The organism is Rhizobium sp. WYJ-E13, from assembly GCF_018987265.1.
GTDB lineage: Bacteria > Pseudomonadota > Alphaproteobacteria > Rhizobiales > Rhizobiaceae > Rhizobium.
This window is the reverse complement of sequence record NZ_CP076854.1, coordinates 855,854-877,800: the sequence shown is the minus strand read 5'-3', so window position 1 is coordinate 877,800 and position 21,947 is coordinate 855,854. Positions and strand designations below refer to the sequence as shown.

General features: G+C 59.2%; 23 protein-coding genes. 11 read left to right on the top strand and 12 right to left on the bottom strand.

Going from position 1 to position 21,947, the window contains the following annotated elements:
• Window positions 1-22: 22 nt before the first annotated feature.
• Entirely contained in the window at window positions 23-1,126 is a 1,104-nt protein-coding gene (gene gmd, locus KQ933_RS25585) for a GDP-mannose 4,6-dehydratase (protein ID WP_216760601.1), read from the top strand.
• Window positions 1,119-2,090: a GDP-L-fucose synthase gene (locus tag KQ933_RS25580; protein ID WP_216760600.1), complete on the top strand. Its 972-nt coding sequence runs from the start codon at window positions 1,119-1,121 to the stop codon at window positions 2,088-2,090. The genes gmd and KQ933_RS25580 overlap by 8 nt, the downstream gene beginning before the upstream one ends.
• Before the next feature lie 98 nt (window positions 2,091-2,188).
• Here KQ933_RS25580 and KQ933_RS25575 read toward each other — a convergent pair whose 3' ends face one another.
• Complete coding sequence (locus KQ933_RS25575; protein ID WP_216755657.1) at window positions 2,189-3,304, bottom strand: IS630 family transposase; 1,116 nt, start codon at window positions 3,302-3,304, stop codon at window positions 2,189-2,191.
• A gap of 40 nt (window positions 3,305-3,344) precedes the next feature.
• Here KQ933_RS25575 and KQ933_RS25570 point away from each other — a divergent pair, with 40 nt between their 5' ends.
• The gene (locus KQ933_RS25570) at window positions 3,345-3,617 is read left to right on the top strand and encodes a LexA family transcriptional regulator (RefSeq protein ID WP_216755658.1); all 273 of its coding nucleotides are present in this window, start codon (window positions 3,345-3,347) and stop codon (window positions 3,615-3,617) included.
• A 31-nt stretch (window positions 3,618-3,648) separates the two neighbouring features.
• On the opposite strand, the gene KQ933_RS25565 is transcribed toward KQ933_RS25570, so the two are convergent.
• The gene (locus KQ933_RS25565) at window positions 3,649-5,448 is read right to left on the bottom strand and encodes a GGDEF domain-containing protein (RefSeq protein ID WP_216760599.1); all 1,800 of its coding nucleotides are present in this window, start codon (window positions 5,446-5,448) and stop codon (window positions 3,649-3,651) included.
• 372 nt (window positions 5,449-5,820) lie between these two features.
• On the opposite strand from KQ933_RS25565, the gene KQ933_RS25560 reads away from it, so the two are divergent.
• Window positions 5,821-6,198, top strand: a complete 378-nt coding sequence (locus KQ933_RS25560) for a hypothetical protein (protein ID WP_216760598.1) — start codon at window positions 5,821-5,823, stop codon at window positions 6,196-6,198.
• 104 nt (window positions 6,199-6,302) lie between these two features.
• On the opposite strand, the gene KQ933_RS25555 is transcribed toward KQ933_RS25560, so the two are convergent.
• The 3 genes from KQ933_RS25555 to KQ933_RS25545 form a co-directional block, all read right to left on the bottom strand.
• Window positions 6,303-6,689 (bottom strand): hypothetical protein, encoded by a 387-nt coding sequence (locus tag KQ933_RS25555; RefSeq protein ID WP_253958421.1) that lies wholly within the window; start codon window positions 6,687-6,689, stop codon window positions 6,303-6,305.
• 9 nt (window positions 6,690-6,698) lie between these two features.
• The gene (locus tag KQ933_RS25550) at window positions 6,699-7,277 is read right to left on the bottom strand and encodes a DUF309 domain-containing protein (protein WP_253958420.1); all 579 of its coding nucleotides are present in this window, start codon (window positions 7,275-7,277) and stop codon (window positions 6,699-6,701) included.
• Window positions 7,278-7,387: 110 nt separating this feature from the next.
• Window positions 7,388-8,308, bottom strand: coding sequence for an MYG1 family protein (locus KQ933_RS25545; protein WP_216760597.1), 921 nt, complete (start codon window positions 8,306-8,308; stop codon window positions 7,388-7,390).
• 398 nt (window positions 8,309-8,706) lie between these two features.
• Here KQ933_RS25545 and KQ933_RS25540 point away from each other — a divergent pair, with 398 nt between their 5' ends.
• Together KQ933_RS25540 and KQ933_RS25535 are read left to right on the top strand one after the other, a co-directional pair.
• A complete protein-coding gene (locus tag KQ933_RS25540) occupies window positions 8,707-8,985 on the top strand; it encodes a DUF4167 domain-containing protein (protein ID WP_216760596.1) in 279 nt (92 codons plus the stop codon).
• Window positions 8,986-8,993: 8 nt separating this feature from the next.
• Window positions 8,994-10,019 carry a fatty acid desaturase gene (locus KQ933_RS25535; RefSeq protein WP_216760595.1) on the top strand — a complete coding sequence of 342 codons (1,026 nt, stop codon included), beginning with the start codon at window positions 8,994-8,996 and terminating at the stop codon, window positions 10,017-10,019.
• Between the two features lie 22 nt (window positions 10,020-10,041).
• Here KQ933_RS25535 and KQ933_RS25530 read toward each other — a convergent pair whose 3' ends face one another.
• Window positions 10,042-10,845 (bottom strand): helix-turn-helix transcriptional regulator, encoded by an 804-nt coding sequence (locus KQ933_RS25530; RefSeq protein ID WP_216760594.1) that lies wholly within the window; start codon window positions 10,843-10,845, stop codon window positions 10,042-10,044.
• A gap of 191 nt (window positions 10,846-11,036) precedes the next feature.
• Between KQ933_RS25530 and KQ933_RS25525 the strand changes: the two genes are divergently transcribed.
• The 5 genes from KQ933_RS25525 to KQ933_RS25505 all read left to right on the top strand — a co-directional run bounded on the left by KQ933_RS25525 (window position 11,037) and on the right by KQ933_RS25505 (window position 15,848).
• Window positions 11,037-12,128, top strand: coding sequence for an ABC transporter ATP-binding protein (locus KQ933_RS25525; protein WP_216760593.1), 1,092 nt, complete (start codon window positions 11,037-11,039; stop codon window positions 12,126-12,128).
• Between the two features lie 22 nt (window positions 12,129-12,150).
• Complete coding sequence (locus tag KQ933_RS25520) at window positions 12,151-13,314, top strand: spermidine/putrescine ABC transporter substrate-binding protein (protein WP_216760592.1); 1,164 nt, start codon at window positions 12,151-12,153, stop codon at window positions 13,312-13,314.
• A gap of 80 nt (window positions 13,315-13,394) precedes the next feature.
• Window positions 13,395-14,261, top strand: a complete 867-nt coding sequence (locus KQ933_RS25515; protein ID WP_216760591.1) for an ABC transporter permease — start codon at window positions 13,395-13,397, stop codon at window positions 14,259-14,261.
• Window positions 14,261-15,073 carry an ABC transporter permease gene (locus KQ933_RS25510; protein ID WP_216760590.1) on the top strand — a complete coding sequence of 271 codons (813 nt, stop codon included), beginning with the start codon at window positions 14,261-14,263 and terminating at the stop codon, window positions 15,071-15,073. The genes KQ933_RS25515 and KQ933_RS25510 overlap by 1 nt, the downstream gene beginning before the upstream one ends.
• Window positions 15,074-15,086: 13 nt before the next feature.
• Window positions 15,087-15,848: an SDR family NAD(P)-dependent oxidoreductase gene (locus tag KQ933_RS25505; protein WP_216760589.1), complete on the top strand. Its 762-nt coding sequence runs from the start codon at window positions 15,087-15,089 to the stop codon at window positions 15,846-15,848.
• Between the two features lie 4 nt (window positions 15,849-15,852).
• Here the strand turns inward: KQ933_RS25505 and KQ933_RS25500 are convergent, their stop codons facing one another.
• The 6 genes from KQ933_RS25500 to KQ933_RS25475 form a co-directional block, all read right to left on the bottom strand.
• Window positions 15,853-16,887: an L-idonate 5-dehydrogenase gene (locus KQ933_RS25500; RefSeq protein WP_216760588.1), complete on the bottom strand. Its 1,035-nt coding sequence runs from the start codon at window positions 16,885-16,887 to the stop codon at window positions 15,853-15,855.
• Window positions 16,888-16,896: 9 nt separating this feature from the next.
• A complete protein-coding gene (locus tag KQ933_RS25495; RefSeq protein WP_216760587.1) occupies window positions 16,897-18,303 on the bottom strand; it encodes a TRAP transporter large permease in 1,407 nt (468 codons plus the stop codon).
• A 4-nt stretch (window positions 18,304-18,307) separates the two neighbouring features.
• Entirely contained in the window at window positions 18,308-18,880 is a 573-nt protein-coding gene (locus KQ933_RS25490) for a TRAP transporter small permease (protein WP_216760810.1), read from the bottom strand.
• 61 nt (window positions 18,881-18,941) lie between these two features.
• The gene (locus tag KQ933_RS25485) at window positions 18,942-19,916 is read right to left on the bottom strand and encodes a sialic acid TRAP transporter substrate-binding protein SiaP (RefSeq protein WP_216760586.1); all 975 of its coding nucleotides are present in this window, start codon (window positions 19,914-19,916) and stop codon (window positions 18,942-18,944) included.
• Window positions 19,917-19,939: 23 nt separating this feature from the next.
• Window positions 19,940-20,698: a FadR/GntR family transcriptional regulator gene (locus tag KQ933_RS25480; protein ID WP_216760585.1), complete on the bottom strand. Its 759-nt coding sequence runs from the start codon at window positions 20,696-20,698 to the stop codon at window positions 19,940-19,942.
• A gap of 107 nt (window positions 20,699-20,805) precedes the next feature.
• Window positions 20,806-21,879, bottom strand: coding sequence for an Ldh family oxidoreductase (locus tag KQ933_RS25475; RefSeq protein ID WP_253958419.1), 1,074 nt, complete (start codon window positions 21,877-21,879; stop codon window positions 20,806-20,808).
• Window positions 21,880-21,947 lie beyond the last annotated feature (68 nt).

Below are 21,947 nucleotides of genomic sequence, written 5' to 3'. Positions count from 1 at the left end.
GTATTCGAGTTGGAGAGCGACCATGGATACCGGAATGAGAAATAACAGGAAAGTTGCGCTGATTACCGGCGTGACCGGACAGGATGGCGCATACCTGGCCGAATTGCTCTTGGACAAGGGCTATATCGTTCACGGCATCAAGCGGCGCTCGTCGTCCTTCAATACCAATCGTATCGAGCACCTCTACGAGGATCCGCATGTCGAGAACCCTCGCTTTATCCTGCATTACGGGGATATGACCGATTCAACCAATCTCATCCGGGTCGTTCAGGAAACGCAGCCCGACGAGGTCTATAACCTTGCCGCACAAAGCCATGTCCAAGTCTCTTTCGAAACGCCGGAATATACGGCTAACGCGGATGGAACCGGAACGCTGCGGCTGCTTGAAGCAATTCGCCTTCTGGGCCTGACCAAGAAGACCCGCTTTTATCAGGCGTCCACCTCCGAGCTCTACGGCAAGGTGCAGGAAGTTCCCCAAAGCGAAACGACGCCATTCTATCCCCGATCCCCCTACGCGGCTGCCAAGCTCTATGGCTATTGGATCGTGGTCAATTATCGCGAGGCATATGGCATGCATGCCTCAAATGGCATCCTGTTCAACCATGAAAGCCCGATCCGCGGCGAAACGTTCGTGACCCGCAAGATCACCCGGGCGGCCGCTGCAATCCATCTTGGCCTGCAGGACCGGCTCTATCTCGGCAATTTGGACGCCAAGCGCGACTGGGGGCATGCACGAGAATATGTCCGCGGCATGTGGCTGATGCTGCAGCAGGACGAACCGGAGGACTATGTTCTTGCGACCGGCGAAACGCACTCGGTTCGCTCCTTTGTCGAAAAGGCGTTTGTCAGGGTGGGCATGCCGATCGATTGGCGTGGGGAGGGTGTCGAGGAAAAGGGATACGACACGATATCCGGCCGCTGTGTGGTGGAGATCGATCCGACCTATTTTCGCCCTACAGAGGTCGATCTTCTGCTCGGCGATCCGACGAAGGCGCATACGAAGCTTGGCTGGAAACATGAGACCAGTCTTGATCAACTGGTTTCGGAGATGGTTCGCGAAGACCTGAAAGTCATGGCACGAAATGTTCCGACGGTCGGTGCGAACAAGGGCTTGGTCCATGCCTGAGGTGATCTACGGCCTTGCCGGAAAGAGGGTCTATGTCGCAGGCCACCGCGGCATGGTGGGCTCCGCGATCGTGCGACGTCTCGCCTCCGAGGGCTGCGAGATTTTGACGGCCACGCGCGCCGAGGTCGACCTGAGACGACAGGATCAGGTGGAAGCCTGGATGGGACAGAACCGTCCCGACGCCGTCTTCCTGGCCGCCGCGAAGGTCGGCGGTATTCTCGCCAATGATACCTATCCGGCCGACTTCCTCTACGACAACCTGATCCTCCAGGCTAACGTCATCCACGCAGCTCATAGGGTTCGCGTCGAAAAACTGATGTTTCTGGGTTCGTCCTGCATCTATCCGAAGTTCGCCGATCAGCCGATCGTTGAGGAGGCACTTCTGAGCGGATCGCTCGAACCCACGAACGAATGGTATGCGATCGCCAAAATTGCCGGATTGAAGCTTTGCGCTGCCTATCGAAAACAGCATGGCAGTGATCTCATCTCGGCCATGCCCACCAATCTTTATGGACCGGGCGACAATTTTGATCTCGATTCGAGCCATGTCATGCCGGCGCTGATACGCAAGGCGCATGAGGCCAAGATGAGCGGTCAGAAAGACATGTGCATCTGGGGTACCGGAACACCGCAACGCGAATTCCTGCATGTCGACGATTGTGCCGACGCCTGCGTCTATCTCATGAAGACCTATTCCGCCGAAAGTCACGTGAATGTCGGCTCAGGCGAAGACATTACCATCCTCGAATTGGCAGAGCTCGTCGCGGAGGTCGTCGGCTTCGAAGGCGAAATCAGGCGAGACCTCACCAAACCGGATGGCACTCCACGTAAACTCATGAGTGTCGACAAACTCCGCGCTCTCGGCTGGTCGCCGAAGATAGGGCTGAGGGAGGGTATCGCAGGCGCCTACCGCTCCTTCCTGAATGGGCATTACCTCGAACGCAGCAACGAGGCTGCAGAGTAATGGCGGCACGACTGTTGTCGCGGTAATCGAGCTATCTGGCGCGTGTGATGGTCAGCGCGTCATCAAGGCCACGGGCTGCTAGTACCACACCACAGAGATTATGACTCTTTGACGGGGTAAGCTTTGCGGAGCTTTTGGCGAGCATTTTCGGTTGTGAACATCCATTGGATCTTTGCGCCATGGGTGTTGCGTTGCTGCTCCCAGGCTGCGACTTCGGCGATGATGGTTTCTTTGTTGTCGATACGACGGTCGAGGCATTGGCTACGCAGGACACCGATCTCGATCTCGACCATGTTGAGCCAACTGGCGTGCTTGGGCGTGTGGTGGAACTCCAGTCGCTTCAGCACCCTTCGAGCCTCCGGGGCGGGAAATGCGTCGTAAAGCGCGCCGGCGGAATGGGTGGAGAGGTTGTCCATCACCACGCGGATGATCGGGGCGTCGGGATAATCGACGTCGACCAGTTCGCGCATGCACTCGGCGAAGTCTTGGTTGGTTCGCCGATCAGTGACCTTGACCCTGCGCCAGGGCCGGTGGGCGTCCATGAAGACAAACAAATTGACCGTGCCGTTTCGGCGATACTCGCAGTCGTGGCGTTCAAGCTGGCCAGGCTTGGCCGCAATGGGTTCGCGCACTTCGCCGATGAGTTGGGTCGGGCTCTCGTCGAAGCAGACCACGGGCTTTTGTGGATCAGGCGTTTCTGCGTAGAGGTCGAGAACATCCTCCATGCGCGCGACGTATTCCCCATCGATCTTTGGGATGCACCACATGTCTTTGCGCCAAGGCTTGAGATGGTTCTCAGCCAGCCGGCGACGCACGGTCTCCGAGGACAACTCGTCATGGTCGGTGAGCCGGATCATCTCATCGGCCAGAAGCTCCAGGGTCCAGCGGGCTCGCCCGGGCGGCGGCTTTGAGCAAGCGGTCGCTACCAACAGCGCCTCCTCCTTGCTCGATAGCTTGCGCTCAACACCCGGACGCGGTTCTTCGCTGAGTGCCCCTTCCAGATTGGCTTCCACAAACCGGCGCTTGGTCCGGTAAATCGTCGATCCGCTGACGTTCAAGGTTGCCGCGATCACCTCGTCGCTGAAGCCTTCGTCCGCTGCGACCAGGATCTGGGCGCGCTTGATCTTGCGAGACCTGTGGCACCCCCCGCTCAACAAAGCGGCCAGTTGGTCACGTTCCGATTGGCTAAGCTCTATGTGAAACTTTATATTCATCGACACCTCCTTCAGCGTGGAGACGCAGATGAATCCCAAAATGAGTCCCCCACTTGACCCGCAAGCCGCAACGGCAAGACGGCGCCTTACGCAGATCCAAGGCCAGTACCTGGCCTTCATCTACGCCTACAGCCGCATCTTCAAACAGCCTCCGGCCGAAGCCGACATGCGGCGCCACTTCGGTGTTACGGCTCCGTCTGTTCACCAGATGGTGCTGACCCTCGAGAAGGCGGGCTTTATATCCCGCGTGCCAGGAGCCGCACGCAGCATCCAACTTCTCATCCCACCAGAAGCCCTGCCCATTCTACGATAAGACAAACCGTCATAATCTCTGTGGCGGGCTACTAGGCCTTTTGTCCCGCCTTGCTTGCCAGAGCGAAAGTATCAGCTCGCAACGCTTCGGTTGTCCTGTCGCGATCAACCGGACGGCCAAACAGATATCCCTGTACATAGGGGCATCCGAGGCGCCGAAGACGCTCCGCCTGATCTTCGGTTTCCACACCTTCGGCCACGATGCGGGTGCCGAGACCGGTCGACATGTCGAGAAGGGCTTTGACGATGACTGAGCCGGGTCCGTCTGACATCCGGTCGATGAAGGTCTTGTCGATCTTGATGATGTCGACCGGGAAATTCAGCAGGTGCGTGAGAGAGGCGTAACCCGTGCCGAAATCGTCGAGCGCCACAAGTAGCTCTTCCCTGCGAAGTTCCTCGATCGCCTGTGCGACCTTACCGTCCTTTTCGTCCATATAGACCGTTTCCGTCACCTCGAGCACAACGTGCTTGAGGGGCGTGCGGTGGTGGGCAAAAACGCTTTTGATACGCTCGCAGAGGTTTCCCTGATTGAAATCCGCCATCGACACGTTGACGCTGACATATTGAAACGACATCCCAAGATCGAGCCAGTATCTAATGTCGCGCGCGACCTGCTCCAGCATTCGATCCGTCAGGAGGTGGCCCATCGACAGATCCTGCAGCGCCTCGGCGAACGCGCCGGCTGAGAGGACCTGCCCTCCGTCCAGACGAATGCGGCAAAGCGCCTCAAGGCCGACAATTTCCTGCGTTGCGAGGCTGACGATCGGCTGATAGTGCGCCTCTATCCGATCTTCGGCCAAGGCGCTCGTCACGGTCTGCAGCACCCGGAACCGGTTTGCGATCGCCCCGGCAAGATCATCGCTGTACAGCACGAATCCGCCTCTGGCTGTCCGCTTGGCGTGGTGGAGTGCGAGATTTGCATGTTGCAGAAAAGTCGGGACGTCGGGTGGCTGGGACGGTTCGGAGATCGCGCCCCCGCAGGTGACCGTGATCGGCAGGAGATGTTCGTTGTGCCGTGGTGTCCGGTTCTCGATGGCGCGTAGAATTTCCGCCGAAACCGCGGACAATTCCGTCGCGGAACGATTTTCGATCAATACCGCGAACTCATCGGCGTCTACCCTAAAGGTGCCCGCCGGGGCTGCGATCCGCGCAACCGTTTGACCGACCTCCAGGATCAGCCTGTCACCGGTCGCATGCCCGAAAGCGTCATTGACCCGGCCGAGATGATCGATATCGATGAGCAGAACCGAAAGAGGGCCAGCACCGCCGTCGATGGCTGCTTCCAGCGTCTTGAGAAAATTGGCGCGATTGCCGAAGCCGGTGAGGTTGTCGAAGAAGGCCAGCCTTTGATTGTCGGCTTTCACCTCCTCGCGCTCAAGCACCAGTGAGCAAAGGTCGAGGTACTCGGCGACGATCATTCGTTCTTCGGGGGTTGGGCCGCGATTGTCCTTGTAATAAAACCCAAACGCCCCAAGCACGCGGCCATCACTGCGCAGGATGGGGCTTGACCAGCACGCCTTGACGCCATGTTCCGTTGCAAGGATGTCGGCTAGCGACCGATAGGGGATCCAAAGCGGGTCAGCAAAGATATCGGTGACGGCGATCGGCCTGCGAAAATGGGCAGCCGTGCCGCAAGAGCCGACATCAGGTCCAACCGGTATTCCATCGAGCGCGTCCGAATAGGTTTTGGCGATCGTTGGCCCCGCCAGGGGATGCAGGAGACCATCACGATCAACAGTCACGATTGAACAAAGGACGCCCGCCGCAAGCTGTTCAGCATGCTCACAAATGCGATCGCAGGCGTCCTCAAGGGAGGAACCCCGTGCCAGCATATCCAGAATTTCTTGCTGAAGCTGTCTTCGCATCCTGGCCTCGTCATGGTGCCTTGCGCTCAAACGGCCTCAAAGCCTGTTTGACCGATTACGATCGAAAACTAGCAGGTATCATGTTACGGGTTTGGAAATATATCGTCTACAATTCGAGCTCAAGATTGGGGCGTGTTGTCGCCTCATAGACAGTCGTAACGATGGCCGGCAGACATGAGATGCCATCGAATTTCCAGGCCGCGACGCCAGGCCCAATCGGACGTGATATTCTTGCTCGTAAAGTGGCACCTACATCGCTATTCGTGTGGCTGCGGGTGTCGCCATCGGCGAGCCCGACTTTAAAAAAATGATAGGATCGATTGCGAAGGAGAGGCAGCGATGGCCAAGCTTGCAGACATGACGAAGCACCGCGGCTTTCCATCTGGTATGCCGGGCAGCGGCATTCAGTTCACCATCCGCCGCGCGAACCCCAGGGGCGTGACGCCGATCAAAACCCTGCCTCGCCGTGCGCGGCCGGGCTCAGCGGAACACCGGGTCGATGCTGCCTTCCTGCATGCGCTTTGGCACCATTTCGGAGCGGAGCCTTTTGAGCGCGGCAATCTGGACGCCGCCCGACTAAACCTGCTCTTTGGGCGGGAAGTAGTGGCAGCGGACAAGGATTTCGATCCAACATCCTATGAGGCGATGCTTGTGATCAACGAGAAGGTGGCGCGCCAGACTTTCCCGGAATCGTTTGAAGACGTGATGGAGGTTTGAAGGTCATCGGGCATTGGCTCCATGGTGGCTCTCTTACGGGTCTTCTTCGCAACTAACCGCCGCTCTTTTCGTCAATACGCAATCGCTTCTCGACTACCGATGAGCTAGTTTCCCGTTTCGATGTTGACCTCATAGTCATCGAGCGATTGCTGGACGGCTTTATTTCCGGCGTAAATGCGCTTCAGTCGAGCAAGCTCGGCATCGGTTCCGATGCAGAGTCGTTGCAGTTCCCTGTCAATTTGCGCCCTGCGCTCCGCATCAGGGGAATCTTCACCACGGAAATGATCGCATCCATCACGACGCTCTATAAAGGTGCGGACATCCTCCGGCAGTCTGGGTCGATTTGTCTTCTGATCCGCGGCAAACGATGGCCCGCAGCAAGAACCGGCGAGCACGAGAAGCAAAAGGCCTTTTGCAATTGCACGTCTGTCTGACATCAGATTGAAGAATTCCATCATGATCGGAAAACCGAGCGAAGAACGATCGTCCATGTTACCGTCTCAAACGGACGTGCCTGTAAATCCCAATGGCGCAAAGCGTCGTGATTTCCCTAAAATGAAATCGTAGACCGGTTCAGGCTCTCCCGGCATGGTCACCCTCAAGACCGGTGGAGCGTTCACTGATGCTTCGGTTATATCAGCAAGCATCGCCAGCGACATTCCGAGTGCGTGTGAAAAGGCGTCATGCGGGATTTTCGACAGTTGACGAAACAGCCCGGCAGCGCGGCCGGCATGACGCATCGCCGGTGCGCGTTTGCCTTCTCGGATCTTCACACCGGCGGCAGAGAGCAGGATCAGGCCCTTGAGCAAGGCACGCAGTGCACTGCCTCTTTCCGCGACCTGCCAGATCTCCTCCCAGGCTTCATGCGCTTCCCAGTAATAGCCATGGTTGAAAAGGTCCGCCCCCCACGCAAATTCATCGGAATCGAGTGTCGGAAGAACCGGCACAGGCTCGACCTGGTAGCTATGCCCTGCCGGATCCCGTACGGGATGGGGCATCCGGCCGGGCAGATAGGCGTAGCGCGGAAAGCTCCTCTGCGGCAGTAAACGAGGACGCTGCATAACCTCAATAGTCTTCATGCCGGTGACCATGATCGCAAGCGAAGCGGTACGCAAGCCAGCCGACAAATTGCCCCCGGTCGACCCACTATCGGATCGGATGACATGACATCGCCACGTCCGCAGTCGTTTTAGGAAAGCGCTTCGTCTACGGCGATTTCTGCCATCGCAAGGGCTGCCTCCCGGGTCTTTGCGGCCGCGACGAAGCGTCCCTTATGGCAGAAGGTTGCTCCTTCGACACCACAGATGCGCTCAAGCTCGTGACCGGTAAGACCCGCCCAGGATGCCGGCAGGTCGGCGCGCAGTTCGAAACCCTCATCAGCACGGCGTATGCCCGTCAGGCACCAGTCGTTTTCCCTGGGGTGAACGACGAAAAGCAGATGGTCGGCCTTCGCCTTTACGATCGCCGCGCGAAAGGGCATTCCCATCGGCAGTTCGAGAACGTGCTCCTGGCCCGTCTCGTGAATTGCATTGAGAACAATGGCTTCCGCGCGTAGCTTGGCATCCTGCGTTAAGACACCTGCCTCTACGAAACTTCGCGCGATGGAAAGGGCGACATGGAACGCGCGGTCATCGGCTTCGGGATCCTTGGCATCAAAAACCGGCTTCAGGGTTTCCAGCAGAGCCGGCAGCGTGAGGCCAGCCAACTCGCCCGCAATGGAAGGATCAAGCGCGCCATTGTCGGTCAGATCGACTGGCAAGACGAACTTGGCGTCGAAGGACGCATGGACCGACGAAACATGCGCCTTGGGCACGCCCAATGCTGAGAGATAATCCGCCCCGTAATGTTTCCAGATCAGGCCGAAGGAACTGTAGGGCCGTCCGTCCTCGCGCGCGGGTGCGCCGCGCTGGTGGTGGTCGAAAATGCCTGCTGCGGGATCGTATTCCCCGCCCACATCATAAATGATGCGGTCGGTGCCAGGCGTGATCCATTCGACATTTCGGCTGCGAACGACCTTGGCCTGCGGGAACAGCCGGGTGAGGATGACGCTCGAAAGCAGCTCATCGGCGTGGAATCCGCCGGAATGCGTAACCAGGTATAACGGGATCATTTTGAGATGCGCCTCGGAGCCAATAATATGTTGCCCGTCCTGATAGCCCGCGTCGGTCGCCAGCTCAACAGTGGATGCGAAAGGCAGCCGCATGAATCTCTCGATCAGGATCGATTTGAAAGGCTGTTTGGACCTGATGCAGCCACAATGCTGCTGTAACGACCTCAACATCCGAGGGCGCTGCATCCTCAATGAAGCAGGCATTCGTCGTCCGATTGCCGACGCACGTTTGCAATCTTCCCATCAGCTATTTGTAATAGCCGCAGTCGAGGATTGCTTCTGCGCATGGATCCCCTGCAGATCACAATAACCCCATCTGTTGGCGGCAACGCCGCTTGGCCGATCGCTGACACACTCGCCTACAGCCTTCCAACACAAGGCATCAGTTGCAAGCTGTCATGGCGGATGATCGCCGAACAGAGCGCTCAAGTTATTTTCAGACGATCAGGAGCGAACCCTCGGGGTTCGGATTTATCATGAGAAAACACCATTTCGCCCGAGCCGATAGAAATGCTACATCATCGCGGCAGCGACTGCTGGATCGATACAAGCAGTACCTTCAGTTTGCCGAGCTGAGGTCTTTGGCCGGCGACCGGATCGGCGCAGAAAATGACTACCAGAATGCCGAACATTTCTTCCGCAGCGTTGCTGAACAGAAAGACGCCGACCGACCATGAACATGAACATGAACATGACAATAGCGGCCGGCCAAGACGCCGGTGCCGAAAAAGCCTGGCTTAAGATTCTCTCGAATTACCGGAAGCCAGATACAGGCCGAAGCCTGTACGAACTGGCCGTAACCCTGATCCCGTTTGTGCTTCTATGGGCAGCGGCGTGGATCGCGATCCACTTTGGATATTGGCTCGGCATGATCCTCGTTGTCCCGGCGGCCGGCTTCCTTTTGCGGCTCTTCATGCTGCAACATGATTGCGGGCATGGTTCTTTCTTCGGAAAGCGTCAGTGGGATGACTGGACGGGGCGCGCGATTGGCGTCCTCACGCTCACACCTTACGACTATTGGCGCCGTGCGCACGCGGAACACCATGCCTCAGCCGGCAATCTGGATGAGAGAGGGGTGGGCGACATCACCACGCTGACAGTCGCGGAATATCGCGCTCTGACAGGTCGAGGAAAACTCGCCTATCGCCTCTATCGGCATCCACTGGTCATGTTCGGCATTGGCCCCACCTATCTTTTTCTCTTCAAACAAAGACTGCCGTTCGGCATGATGCGCTCCGGGACGCTGCCCTGGGTTTCGACGATGGCGACCAACGCGGGCATCGCTGCGCTGGCTATTCTCCTCATCTGGGCCGTCGGGATCGTTCCCTTTCTGCTGATCCATTTACCAATCGTTCTGCTTGCCGGATCGGCTGGTGTCTGGCTGTTCTATGTTCAACATCAATTCGAAGACACCCACTGGTCCAAGCCTCCGGAATGGACGTTCCCCTATTCCGCCATGCATGGCGCCTCGCATTATGATCTACCGCGCCCACTGCGATGGATCACCGCGAATATCGGCATGCACCATATCCACCATCTGTCGAGCAGGGTGCCGTTTTACAGGTTGCCGGAAGTCCTGCGGGATTATCCGGAGCTGGCGAGCCTGGGGCGTATCAACATTCGTGACAGCCTCCGCTGCGTGAAACTCATCCTCTGGGACGAGACGGCACGACGGCTGATTTCGCTGCGTGAGGCGGAGGCACACCCATAACAGCAGGTCCGGCAGCAATCGGTCAGCTCAGATTTTTCAGATAGAGCGAGAGCAGTTGTGTCTGCGAGGAGATGCCGAGCTTGCGGTAGACGTTGCGGCGGTGGACTTTCACTGTTCCCGTCGAAATATTGAGTTTCAGACCGATCGATTCCGACGAATGGCCCTGCAGCACCAGTTCGACGATTGCCGTCTCTCGGCCCGTAAGGTTGAGATCGCTCCAGACAGTGTCAGCGCGCGGGATGATCTCGCTTTTGCGGCGGCTTTTACCTCTTACGGCAAGCTGCGCGTCGAATCTCGGCGCAAGTCCAGCCCAATAGTGTTTCACCATGTTTGCCACCAGCGGTTCGACCTTCTTCAGCGTCGCGAATTCTGCGGGCGGGAAAGCGCCGGTCTTCTCCTGTCGCATCAACGACAGGACGACTGTGATGTCGCCGTCCAGAGGCACGAAGAAGCCGATTTCCTCGGCAAGTCCGGTCTGGACGTAATAGGTGCGATAGTATTCGCTGGAGAAGAATCGGTCCGGCGCCAGTTCGCGCATCCGGAAGACGCCTTCGCGCCGCTCCCGAGCGGTATGATAAAATGGGTCGAGCAAGTAAGGCCCCGCCTGATAGAGCGTGACGAAAACGACGTGCTCCTCGCGGTCGAAGGTACTGTAGAGATCGATCGGCCGCGTCTTGCCGCGATAGGCGAAGACGACGACATAGTCGAAGCGCACGAGTGCGGCCATCATCTGGCGGAAGGTATCGCCGAAACCGGCATCCGGCATGGCCGGCTTACCGATCGTCGTATTGAAGGCGGCAAACAGCGTCTCCAGGTCGATGCTCATCTAGCCCTTTCCCTCCGTCGTTCCACGCAAATTCGCGCAGAGCGGATATACACCTTCCACGAAACATTATGCGCCTAAATACCTCTCTCGGGGTATATACCGCGCGGGAAGCTCAGGCTTACTCTTTCCTTAACGACGGTGGCAATGAGGCAGCAACAGACTGCCATTCCAACCAACCGCAGGGAACAGACGTGGCATCCGCTTCGACGAACGATATCGAATTCCGTTCGGTCACGAAAAACTATGGCGCCGTGACCGCCGTAACGGACATTAACCTTACTGTACCCAAGGGTGCGTTCCTGGCGCTGCTCGGGCCTTCCGGCTGCGGCAAGACGACCTGCCTGCGCATGATCGGCGGCTTCGAACAGCCGAGCGAAGGCACGGTGCTGATCGACGGGCGCGAGATGAATGGCGTTCCGGCCTATCGCCGGCCCGTCAACATGGTCTTCCAGCACTACGCCCTGTTCCCGCATTTCAATGTCGAGCAGAATGTCGCCTATGGGTTGAAGCAGATGCGTCCGAGGATCGGGGCGGCGGAGATCGACCGCCGTGTCGCCGAGGCGCTCGAATTGGTCCGGCTCGGCGGCTTTGCCAAGCGGCGGATCCATGAAATGTCGGGCGGCCAGCAGCAGCGCGTGGCACTCGCCCGCGCCATCGTCAACCGCCCTTCCGTTCTGCTGCTCGACGAACCTCTGGCCGCACTCGACAAGAAGCTGCGCTCGGCGATGCAGATCGAGTTGCAGACCCTGCAGCGAGAACTCGGCATCACCTTCGTCCTCGTCACCCACGACCAGGAAGAGGCGCTGTCGATGGCTGATGTCGTCTGCGTGATGAGTGTCGGACGCATCCGGCAGCTCGGCAGCCCGCAGGAAGTCTATGACCGGCCGGCCGATCTTTTCGTCGCCGATTTCGTCGGCAAGACGAACCGGATCACCGCTGCGATGGAAGCCGACGGCACGACGTTGCGGCTGGCGGATGGGTCGGCGATCGCCTTCGGCAAGCGGCTCGCCTCAGGCGACGTCATCGCTGCGCTTCGCCCTGAGGCAATCCATCTGACGCGCAAGCCGGTGGTATCAGGCGCGTCATTCAAGGGGACAGTGACGCACCGCATCTTCCTCGGCTCGTCGGCGGAATATGCCGTGAGCGTGCCGGGGCTCGGCGACTTCCTGATCACCGCCGATCGCCGCAGCATGAACGAGAGCGATCTCGTAGAGCCGGGCGAGGAGGTTTTCCTCGGCTTCGACCCTGCCGCGATCCATGTCTTTCCAGCATCGAATGCATAAGCCAAAACAAGGGAACAGCATCATGAGCAAGGACTATAAGGACAATCTCCCCATTTCCGCCGAAGGTTTCATGGACGAGTTCATGCGCCTGAAGCGCGGCTCTGTCAGCCGCCGCCACTTCCTCGGCATCACCGGCCTCGGCCTTGCAACGGCCGTGCTGTCACGCATCCCGGGCGCGCTTTCGACATCAGCCCATGCGGCGGACGATCTCGGCACGCAGATGTCGATCGCCACATGGCCCAACTATCATGACCCGGCGACCTTCGAGAACTTCAAGGCGGCGACCGGTGTCGCCGTCGAGGTCAACGTCTTCGGTTCGAACGAGGAGATGCTCGCCAAGCTGCAGGCCGGGGCTTCCGGCTGGTCGCTCTTCGTGCCGACCAACTATACGATCTCGACCCATCACAAGCTTGGCCTGATCGAGGAACTGGACCTTTCGAAGATCCCGAATTTCAGCCAGGCGAGCGAAAGCCCGCGCTTCACCAAGGAAGGTCAGATCGACGGCAAGACCTATGCCGTGCCGAAGAACTGGGGCACGACCGGCTTCTCCGTCAACACCTCCAAGATCAAGACCAAGCTTTCGAGCTGGAAGGATTTCTTCGAGATCGCCCAGACGGAAGCCGATGGCCGCGCCATGGTGCATGATTATCAGTTGACGACGATCGGCAGCGCGCTTGTCTCGCTCGGTTATGATTTCAATTCGATCAAGGCCGAAGAACTCGCCAAGGCTGAAGAACTGCTGATCAAGGTCAAGCCGCATCTGTTTGCGATCAATTCCGACTACCAGCCGTCGATGCGCTCCACCGATGCATGGCTGACCATGTGCTGGACCAATGACGGAGCACAGCTCAATCGCGACATGCCGGAACTTGCCTATATCCTCGGCACCGACGGCGGTGAAATCTGGACCGACTACTACGCGATCCCCAAGGATGCGCCGAACAAGGCTGCCGGTTATGCACTGCTCAACTATCTGATGGACCCGCAGAATGCGGCGAAGGAGCACATCGCCAACGGGGCGCCCACCACCGACAGCCGCGTCATCGCGCTGCTGCCGAAGGAGATCACGTCCAATAAGATCGTCTATCCGGACGAAGCCGCCCTCACCCCGCTGGAATTCGGCGCCGCCGTGACGCTTACCGATCCGGGCCGTGCCGAACTGATGGCGCGCTTCAAGTCAGCCTGACGCACTCTCCGAACTCCGGTCTCGCGCCATGTCGCGGGAGACCGGTCAAGCTCCAAGATCCGGCGGATGAGACTTAAGCCATGCCCCTGACCAACGCCACCAAGCGGCGCCTCATTACTGCTGCCCTTGTCGGCCCGGCCAGTGTCTGGCTGTTCGTGTTCCTGGTGCTACCCTTCATCGCCATCATCGTCTTCGCATTCGGAGAGCGAGCGCCGGAAGGCGGTTATCAGGCCGCCTTCACCTTCGAGCAGTTCGCCAATCTCGGTGCGCGCTCGGCAGCCTTCGTCAATACGCTGATTCTGGCGCCGATCGGAGCGACCGCCTGTCTCCTCGTCGCCTATCCGGTGGCCTACTACCTTGCGGTCAAGGCAAGTCCGCAGCGCCGGCTGCTGCTCGTCTCGCTTGTCGTCGTTCCCTTCTGGACCAGTCTTCTGGTGCGCACCTATGCCTGGATGTATCTGCTCGGCGCGCGCGGCATTCCGCATCTGCTCGAATTCGTCGGCATAGAGAACGTCCGGCTCATCAATACGCCCGGCGCCGTGCTGCTCGGCATCGTCTATGGCTATCTGCCGCTGATGATCATGCCGATCTATGTCAGCCTCGAAAAATTGGATCGCCGGCTTCTGGAGGCTTCGGCCGATCTCGGCGCGAAACCCATCTCGACCTTCTTCGGCATCACCCTGCCCTTGTCTCTGCCGGGCGTGATGACCGGCGTTGCGCTGGTGACGATCCTGCTGCTCGGTGAATATCTGATCCCGCAGCTTCTTGGCGGCGGCAAGGTATTCTTCATCGGCAATGCACTTGTCGACCTCTTCCTGCAATCCCGCAACTGGCCCTTTGGATCGGCAATCGCCGTCACTTTGGTTGCCGTCGTCGTCATCGTTCTGCTTGTCGCCATGCGGATCGCCTGGCGTGTCGCTGGCACACGGCAGGTGGATCTCATCTGATGCGCGCGCTCGTCACCTTCGTCTACCTGTTCCTCTACACGCCGATTGCGCTTGTCGTGCTGTTCTCCTTCAATGCGGGACGCAATGCCAGCGAATTCACTGGTTTTTCGACGCAATGGTATGGTCGGGCGTTCTCGAACACCTTTCTGATGGAAGCGCTGCGTAACAGCCTGATCATCGCCGTGACCAGCGCCGCGCTCGCGGCGATCTTCGGCACCATGGCCGCAATCGGCATGGAACGGCTCAGTGCCCGCACGCGCGCCGTCTTCGACGGGCTTTTTGCTGCAGCGATCGTCGTGCCGGGTGTCGTCATCGGCATTGCGACGCTGGTTGCCCTCGTCGAAGTCTTCGGCTTCATCAACCCCGTGATCGCCGCCCTCTGGCCGGGCGACCAGCCGCCCAAGCTTGCGCTCGGTTACGGCTCGATCATAGCCGCACACGGGCTCTTCACCATGGCGCTGGTGACGATGATCGTGAAGGCGCGTATCGCCAGCCTCGGGCGCGATATCGTCGAGGCCTCCAGCGATCTTTATGCCACGCCGTTCACCACCTTCCGGCAAATCGTGCTGCCGCAGATCATGCCGTCGATCCTTGCCGGCTTTCTGCTCGCCTTCACCTTCTCCTTCGATGATTTCATCATCGCCTTCTTCGTCGCGGGATCGAACACGACGCTGCCGATCTATGTTTTCGCCTCCATTCGCCGCGGCGTGACGCCGGAAATCAATGCGATCGCGACGATGGTGCTGATCGCCTCGCTCGCCCTCATTTTCATCGCGCGCTTCCTGATGCGCGAAAAGACAACGACAAACTGACCGGGGAAATATCATGATACTGAGGGATCGCGTTGCAATCGTCACGGGAGCAGGTTCGGGTATCGGACGTGCGGGTGCTGTGATCATGGCGCGCGAAGGCGCCCATGTCGTCGTCGCCGATATCAATATCGCCAACGCTGAAGAAACCGTTGGCCTGATTGCCGAGGCCGGCGGCAGCGCCGAAAGCCTTGTCGTCGACGTGACCGACGACAAGGCGCTTGAAGCGGGCATTGCGGCTATCGCCGCCCGTCACGGCCGGCTCGACATCCTCCACAATCACGCAGGCGCGCAGATTGCCGGCGATCTGGAGCAGGTTACGATCGACGGCTTCGACAAATCCTGGAGACTGAATGTACGGGCGCATTTCATGGCCGCCCGCTTTGCGATGCCGATCATGAAAAAAGCCGGCAAGGGCGTTATTCTCAACACGTCTTCATCGTCAGGCGTGCTCTACGACCGCGAGATGATCGCCTATACGACCACCAAACACGCCGTCATCGCCATGACCCGGCAGATGGCGGGCGATTATGCAAAATTCGGCATCCGCGTGAATGCACTTTGCCCTGGATGGGTCGACACCCCGTTCAACGAGCCGTTCATCGCGCAGATGGGCGGGCGCGGCGCGATCGAAGGCTATATCGCCGAGAAAGTGCCGCTCGGCCGTTGGGCTGACGTTTCGGAAATCGCCGAACCAATCCTGTTCCTGGTGTCGGACCGCTCCTCCTATATGACGGGGCAGATCCTCGTCGTCGATGGCGGAGAGACAATTGTCTGACCGACTAGAAGGTGAGCTGCACCTTGCAAGCCAGCGAACGGTCGCCGGCTATGGTAAAGGCTGAAACGGCATCCTCGAGCGGCAGGCTGTGACTGATAATCGGCCGTACATCGATCTTTCGGCGCGAGATCAGGTCGACGGCAACAGCGAATTCCTCGTGAAACCGCTGTGTTCCGTGGATATGCAACTCCTTGCCGACGATGGCGTTGAGGGGAAGAGGCACATCCCCGGTGACGCCGACCTGAACGATGGTGCCGCGAGGCCTGATCGCCGCAATGGCACTATGAATCGCCGGGGCGGCTGCAGAGCATTCAAAGACGAGATCGAAATATCCCTTTCCCGCCTGGAATTCGGCAAAGGAAGCTGGATCCCGTGCCACATTGATCGTGCGGCTGGCACCCATTGCCTTTGCGCGTTCGAGTGCCGCATCTGCAAGATCGGTGATGACGGTCTCGCTGGCATCAAAATGCCTGACAACCGCGGCCATCAGGGAGCCGATCGGTCCAGCGCCGGTCACGAGAACTTTCTTGCCGGCAACCTCAGACACGCGCGAAGCGGCGTGCAGGCAGACGGAGAGCGGCTCACTGCAAGCTGCTTCCGCTGGCGTTGTCGTAGCGCCGACCTCGACGCATTGCCTGGCCGGCACGACCAGCCATTCCCGGAACATGCCCTGCTCGTGCGGCAGACGCATCGCGCTGCCCATGAAGCGCATCTCCAGGCAGTGAATCGGCATGCCGATCCTGCAATATTCGCAGGACCCGCAAGGTTGGCTCGGATTGACGGCGACCAGCGTGCCGGCTCTCAGAGTAACACCCTCTCCTGCCAGCTCCACCGTTCCGGAGGCCTCGTGCCCGGGTATCATCGGCTCGCGAACCCGGACCGGCCCGAAACCGCCATCCTGGTAATAGTGCAGGTCGGAGCCGCAAATACCTGCGGCTGCCATTTTCAAAAGCACCTCGCCCGGACCGGGGACTGCGACCGGAGCCGTCTCGATCCGCAGGTCGCCCTTTGCATACAGCCTTGCCACACGGGTCTCCATCACACTCTCCTATTTCAGAAGCCCTAGCTGCTGCGGCAGCCACAGGGATACGGAGGGAATGAAGGTGATCAGGATCAGCGCGATGAAGAGCGGTGCCAGCCAGGGCAGAATCGCCATCGTGGTGCGTTCGACGGACAGTTTCGCCACCCGCGACAGCACGAAAAGTACCATGCCGAGCGGCGGGTGCAGCAGGCCGATCATCAGATTCAGCGTCATGATGAGACCGAATTGGATCGGGTCGATGCCGAATTTTGCGACGATCGGCAGAAGGATCGGCACAAGGATGGTGATTGCCGCGATCGTGTCCAGGAAGCAGCCGACGAAGAGCATCAACAGGTTCACCAAAATCAGGAAAACCCACTTATTGTCGGTGATGGACAGGATCGCATCGGAAAGAAGCTGGGCGGCCTGGCTCACCGTCAGCAACCATGCGAAGACCGAAGCAGCAGTGACGATGAAGAGAACAGAAGACGTCGTCTCGATCGTGTCGAAGCTTGCCTTGGCAAGCGTCGAGAGCGTCATCGTGCGGTAGCGCACCAGACCAAGAAACAGCGACCAGAGCACGGCCGCGACAGCAGCTTCCGTCGGCGTAAACCAGCCCATCGTCATGCCTCCGATGAGGATGACTGGCGTCATCAGCGCCATGACGGCGGAGAAGCGGAAATACCAGTCGGCCGCCAGAAGCGCGACAAGGGCAATGCCGGCCGCGGCATTCACCGATACGCCTGATCGTATCATCAGGTAGATCGCCAGCGGCACGAGCAGGACGACGACGATCTCCATGCCCGCCGAGATTAATTGCCGCAGATCGAACGGCGCGTCGGAGCCCCAGCGCTTCACATAAGCGAAGGCGGCGACGGTGATCATCATCAAGAGCGTCATGACGATGCCGGGCAGGATGCCGGCCATGAAAAGCGCACCGATCGAGACATTCGCCATCATGCCGTAAATGACGAAAGGCAGTGACGGCGGGAAGATCGGCCCGAGCGTGGCAGATGCCGCCGTCACGCCGACCGCTGCTTCGACCGGGTAGCCATGATCCTTCATCGCCTTGATCTCGATCGTGCCGATGCCGGCAGCATCGGCAAGGGCGGTACCGGACATGCCGGAAAAAATCACCGAGCCGATGATATTGACCTGCGCAAGACCGCCCTTCATCCAGCCGACGAGCGCGACCGCGAAGGAATAGATGCGGCCTGTGACACCCGCCGAGTTCATCAGGTTACCGGCAAGGATAAAGAAGGGAACGGCAAGCAGGGGAAAGCTCTCGACGCCGGCAATCATGCGCTGAGCGACGATGATATCGGGCGCCACGCCGTAAAGGACTATGTAGAGCACGGATGCGACGGCCATCGAGATTGCGACGGGCACACCGATCAGCATCAGAAGCAGAAACGAGCCAAGCAGGAGCAGCATCTGGTCAACCCTCGACAGCGTGGAATTCTTCAGGCCGCTCCAGAACGGAGTAGCCGCGGCGCATGTTGGCGATGAAGACGATCACCGCGCGGATCAGCATCAGCACGAAGGCTGCAAACACGCTGTAGAAGACGATGTTGCGCGGCAGGTCGACGGTGACCATCTGCTCGTCGGCAACGATCTGCACATAGCGCCACATCAGATAGCAGCCATAAGCGAAGAAGCCGATGCGCACGATGTCGACGAACGTTGCGAGCACCCGCGCAAGGCCTGCCGGCATATAGTGATAGAAGACGTCCACCTGGATGTGGCGCGAGGTGCGCACGCACATGACGGCGCCCAGAAAGACGACGCCGATCAGGCAGTTGACGGCGATTTCCTCAGTCCAGGCATAGCTGTTGTTGAGCACGTAGCGGGTGAAGAACTGCAAGAAGACGCAGCCGGCCATCAGCCAGAAGACGATCAGCGTAATCCAGTCTTCAATGGCATAGTCCGAGACGTTTGCGGTGGGCGCATGCCCTTCGAATTCATGGCCGATCTCCTCGGCGGTGACTTGCGTATGGACTTCTTGAGACATCATCGGCCTTATTCCGGTTGGGGAAGAAGGGCGCGCAGTGCTCCCGCGCGCCCTCGGGCTCTTACTGGATCGCGCGGATCGCTTCCCAATCGGCTTTCTCGTAGCCGAAGTCCTCGAACTTGACCTTTTCCGCAACAGTCTTCTCGAAGTCGGCCTTGTCGACCTCGGTGACGCTCAGACCCTTTTCCTTGAAGGTGGTGATCAGGCCGTTTTCCTTGCCTTCGATGGTCTTTGTCGTGCGCTCGGCGGCTTCCTGCATGACCTCGCCGAAGATCTTCTTGTCCTCGTCCGAAAGGCTCGACCAGAGCGTCTTCGAGATCACCGTATTCAGGTGATCGACGATGTGCCCGGTCAGAATGATGTTCTTCTGAACTTCGTAGAACTTCTTGGCCTCAATCGTCGTCAGAGGGTTTTCCTGAGCTTCGACCGTGCCGTTCTGCAGAGCGAGATAGACCTCGGCAAAGGCGATCGGCGTTGTGTTGGCGCCGCAGGCGCGCGGCATGGCGAGGTAGGCCGGAACGTCAGGCACGCGGATCTTCAGGCCTTGCATGTCGGCGCATTTGGCGATCGGCTTGTTGGCGGTCGTATGGCGTGTGCCGTAGTAGCTGACGGCGGCGATGTGGTTGCCGGTCTTGTCTTCATAACCCTTGGCGAGGCGCTTGAAGACGTCGCTCTTTGTATAGGCAATCAGGTGTTCCGGACTGCGGAAGATATAGGGGAAATAGGTGACGCCGATCGGCTTGTAGTCGCGGGCAGCAAAGCTTGATCCGGAAATGATGATGTCGACCGTTCCGAGCTTGAGGCCCTGGTTGATATCGGCTTCCTTGCCGAGCTGCGAGGCCGGATAGACTTCGATCTTGTAGCGACCGTTGGTGCGTTTGTTGATCTCTTCCGCGGCCCAGACGGAATCCGTGTGGAAGGGTTCCGAGGTCTCGTAGACATGCGCCCATTTCAGCACCGTCTGGGCATGGGCGATCGCCGTTGTCGCCATGATAGCGGCGGCGGTGCAGAGTATCGTTGTCAGTTTCAACTTCATCGCTCTCTCCTCCTGAGCTCTGGTTAGATGATTACTTTTCCCTTGTTTGGCCCGGCCACATGGCCGCGCCCATCCTCGCCCGAGAACTCCTCCCCGAAGCTCTCGGAAAACCTCTTCTGCGAATTCGTCAGATGCGTGCGCATGGCAGTCTTCGCCCCCGCCGCATCGCCGGCGGCGATCGCGTCGCGGATGACCCGGTGCTCTTCCAACGCGCTACGCCACGATACCGGTCCTTCGAAATGGCTGGCAAGCTGCTCGAAATATGGCGTCATCCGCATGTCGAACATTTCGCCGGCGACCCGGATCAAGGTCGCGTTGCCGATGATTGCGGCAATGCCGGTATGAAAGGCGCGGTCGGCAACAAGCACGGCCCGTGCATCGTCTACGACACCACTCATCGCACTCAGCGCCTCATCGAGAACGACAATGTCTTCCGGTCGGGCGCTCTTTGCGGCTTCCTCTGATATTGCGCATTCGATGATGGCACGCGCCTGCAGCAGCTCGAAAGGCCCTTCGACAGGTTCGCGCTCGTTGCCAGCCCCTTCGGCCGCATGTTTACGCGTGACGTAAATACCGGAGCCCATGCGGATATTGATGTAGCCCTCGACTTCCAGCACGATCAGCGCCTCGCGCAGCGTGGGGCGCGAAACCGAGAGTTGCTCCGCGAGCTCGCGCTCAGCCGGCAACCTTTGGCCGACAGCGAGTTCGCCCCGGATGATCATCATACGGATCTGGTCCGCCACCTGCCTGTAAAGGCGGCGTGATTCAACTGCCGAAAACATCGTGGCCTCCCGGCGCGCTTCTCCTCAAGCGCACAACTGGTCAACTGGCCTGACCAATTAATTCAAGCTATCATCGGGAAAGTTGCGCGTCAATCCGCCGCATTCATTCAAGCCGGGCTGACCAGTCGATAACGGGAGGCAAGCGTTCTGAAGGCGTCGACCGTCGCAGGGTCCAGCGTGACACCGTGTTTTTCCCGCTCGGCGGCGACAGCCCATTCCCGGTCACCGGGCGCGAGCACCTTGAAGCCGTTCCGCGCAGGGGAAGCCTTCAAGGTTTCGACGTAGCGTTTCATGGCAGCATCGAAGGTTTCAATGTCGAGGAAGGCTGCTGGATTGAGGGCGATGACGAAGGCACCGAGCCCACGCGGGGTCGAGAAATCCGGGCCGGGCATCGGAGCGATATCGAAACTCAGCTTCATGCCTGTAAGCACCGCGCTCAGGATCTCGGGAATGCCGGCAAGCCCCGCGCCCTTGAAGCCGAACTCGCCGCCGAGCGGCGCCAGCATGTCGGCCACATCGGGATCGGTCGTATCGTAACCCCGTTCATCCGATGCGACACCTTCCGGCAGTTTTCGGCCGAGGCTGCGATAGAGTTGCACGCGGTTATAGGGTACGGCGCTTGTCGCCATGTCGAAGAGCCAGGGATTGTCTCCCTTGACCGGCACGGCACAGGCAATCGGATTGGTGCCATGAAAGCGCATGGCGCCGTCATGCAGGCGAACGAAGCTATCGGAATTGCAGAAGGCGAAACCGATGAAACCACGTTCAGCGGCGTTGAGCGCATAGGCTCCTGCCGGGCCGAAATGTGAGGAATTGCGGATGGCGACGGCACCAATCCCGAACTCGCCGGCCAAGCGCGTCGCGCGATCCATGGCCGTATAAGTCGCAAGGGCGCCGTGGGCATTATCTGCATCAAGCGAGGCGATCGCACCGAAAGCATTTGCCAACGAGAGCGTTGGGCGTGGATTGAGGCGTCCCTCCGTCAACCCCTTTACGTAATGCGGAAGCAGACGCACACCGTGGCTGTCGATGCCATAGCGCGTGCCGTGCAGCATCCCCCGTGTCGCGGCGTCGGCGGTTGGCTGGTCAGCGCCGGCTGCAAGCAGGACCTGCCGGCAGAAATCCTCGATGACAGCCAGGGGCGCCAGAGCGCCGGTAAGGTTGGTGCTATCACTCGCCAAAGGTTCAATCCATTTCGTTCTATCGTTGGCAGGTCCAGGCATTCTGTCCCCTATAGCTTAGCGCGCTG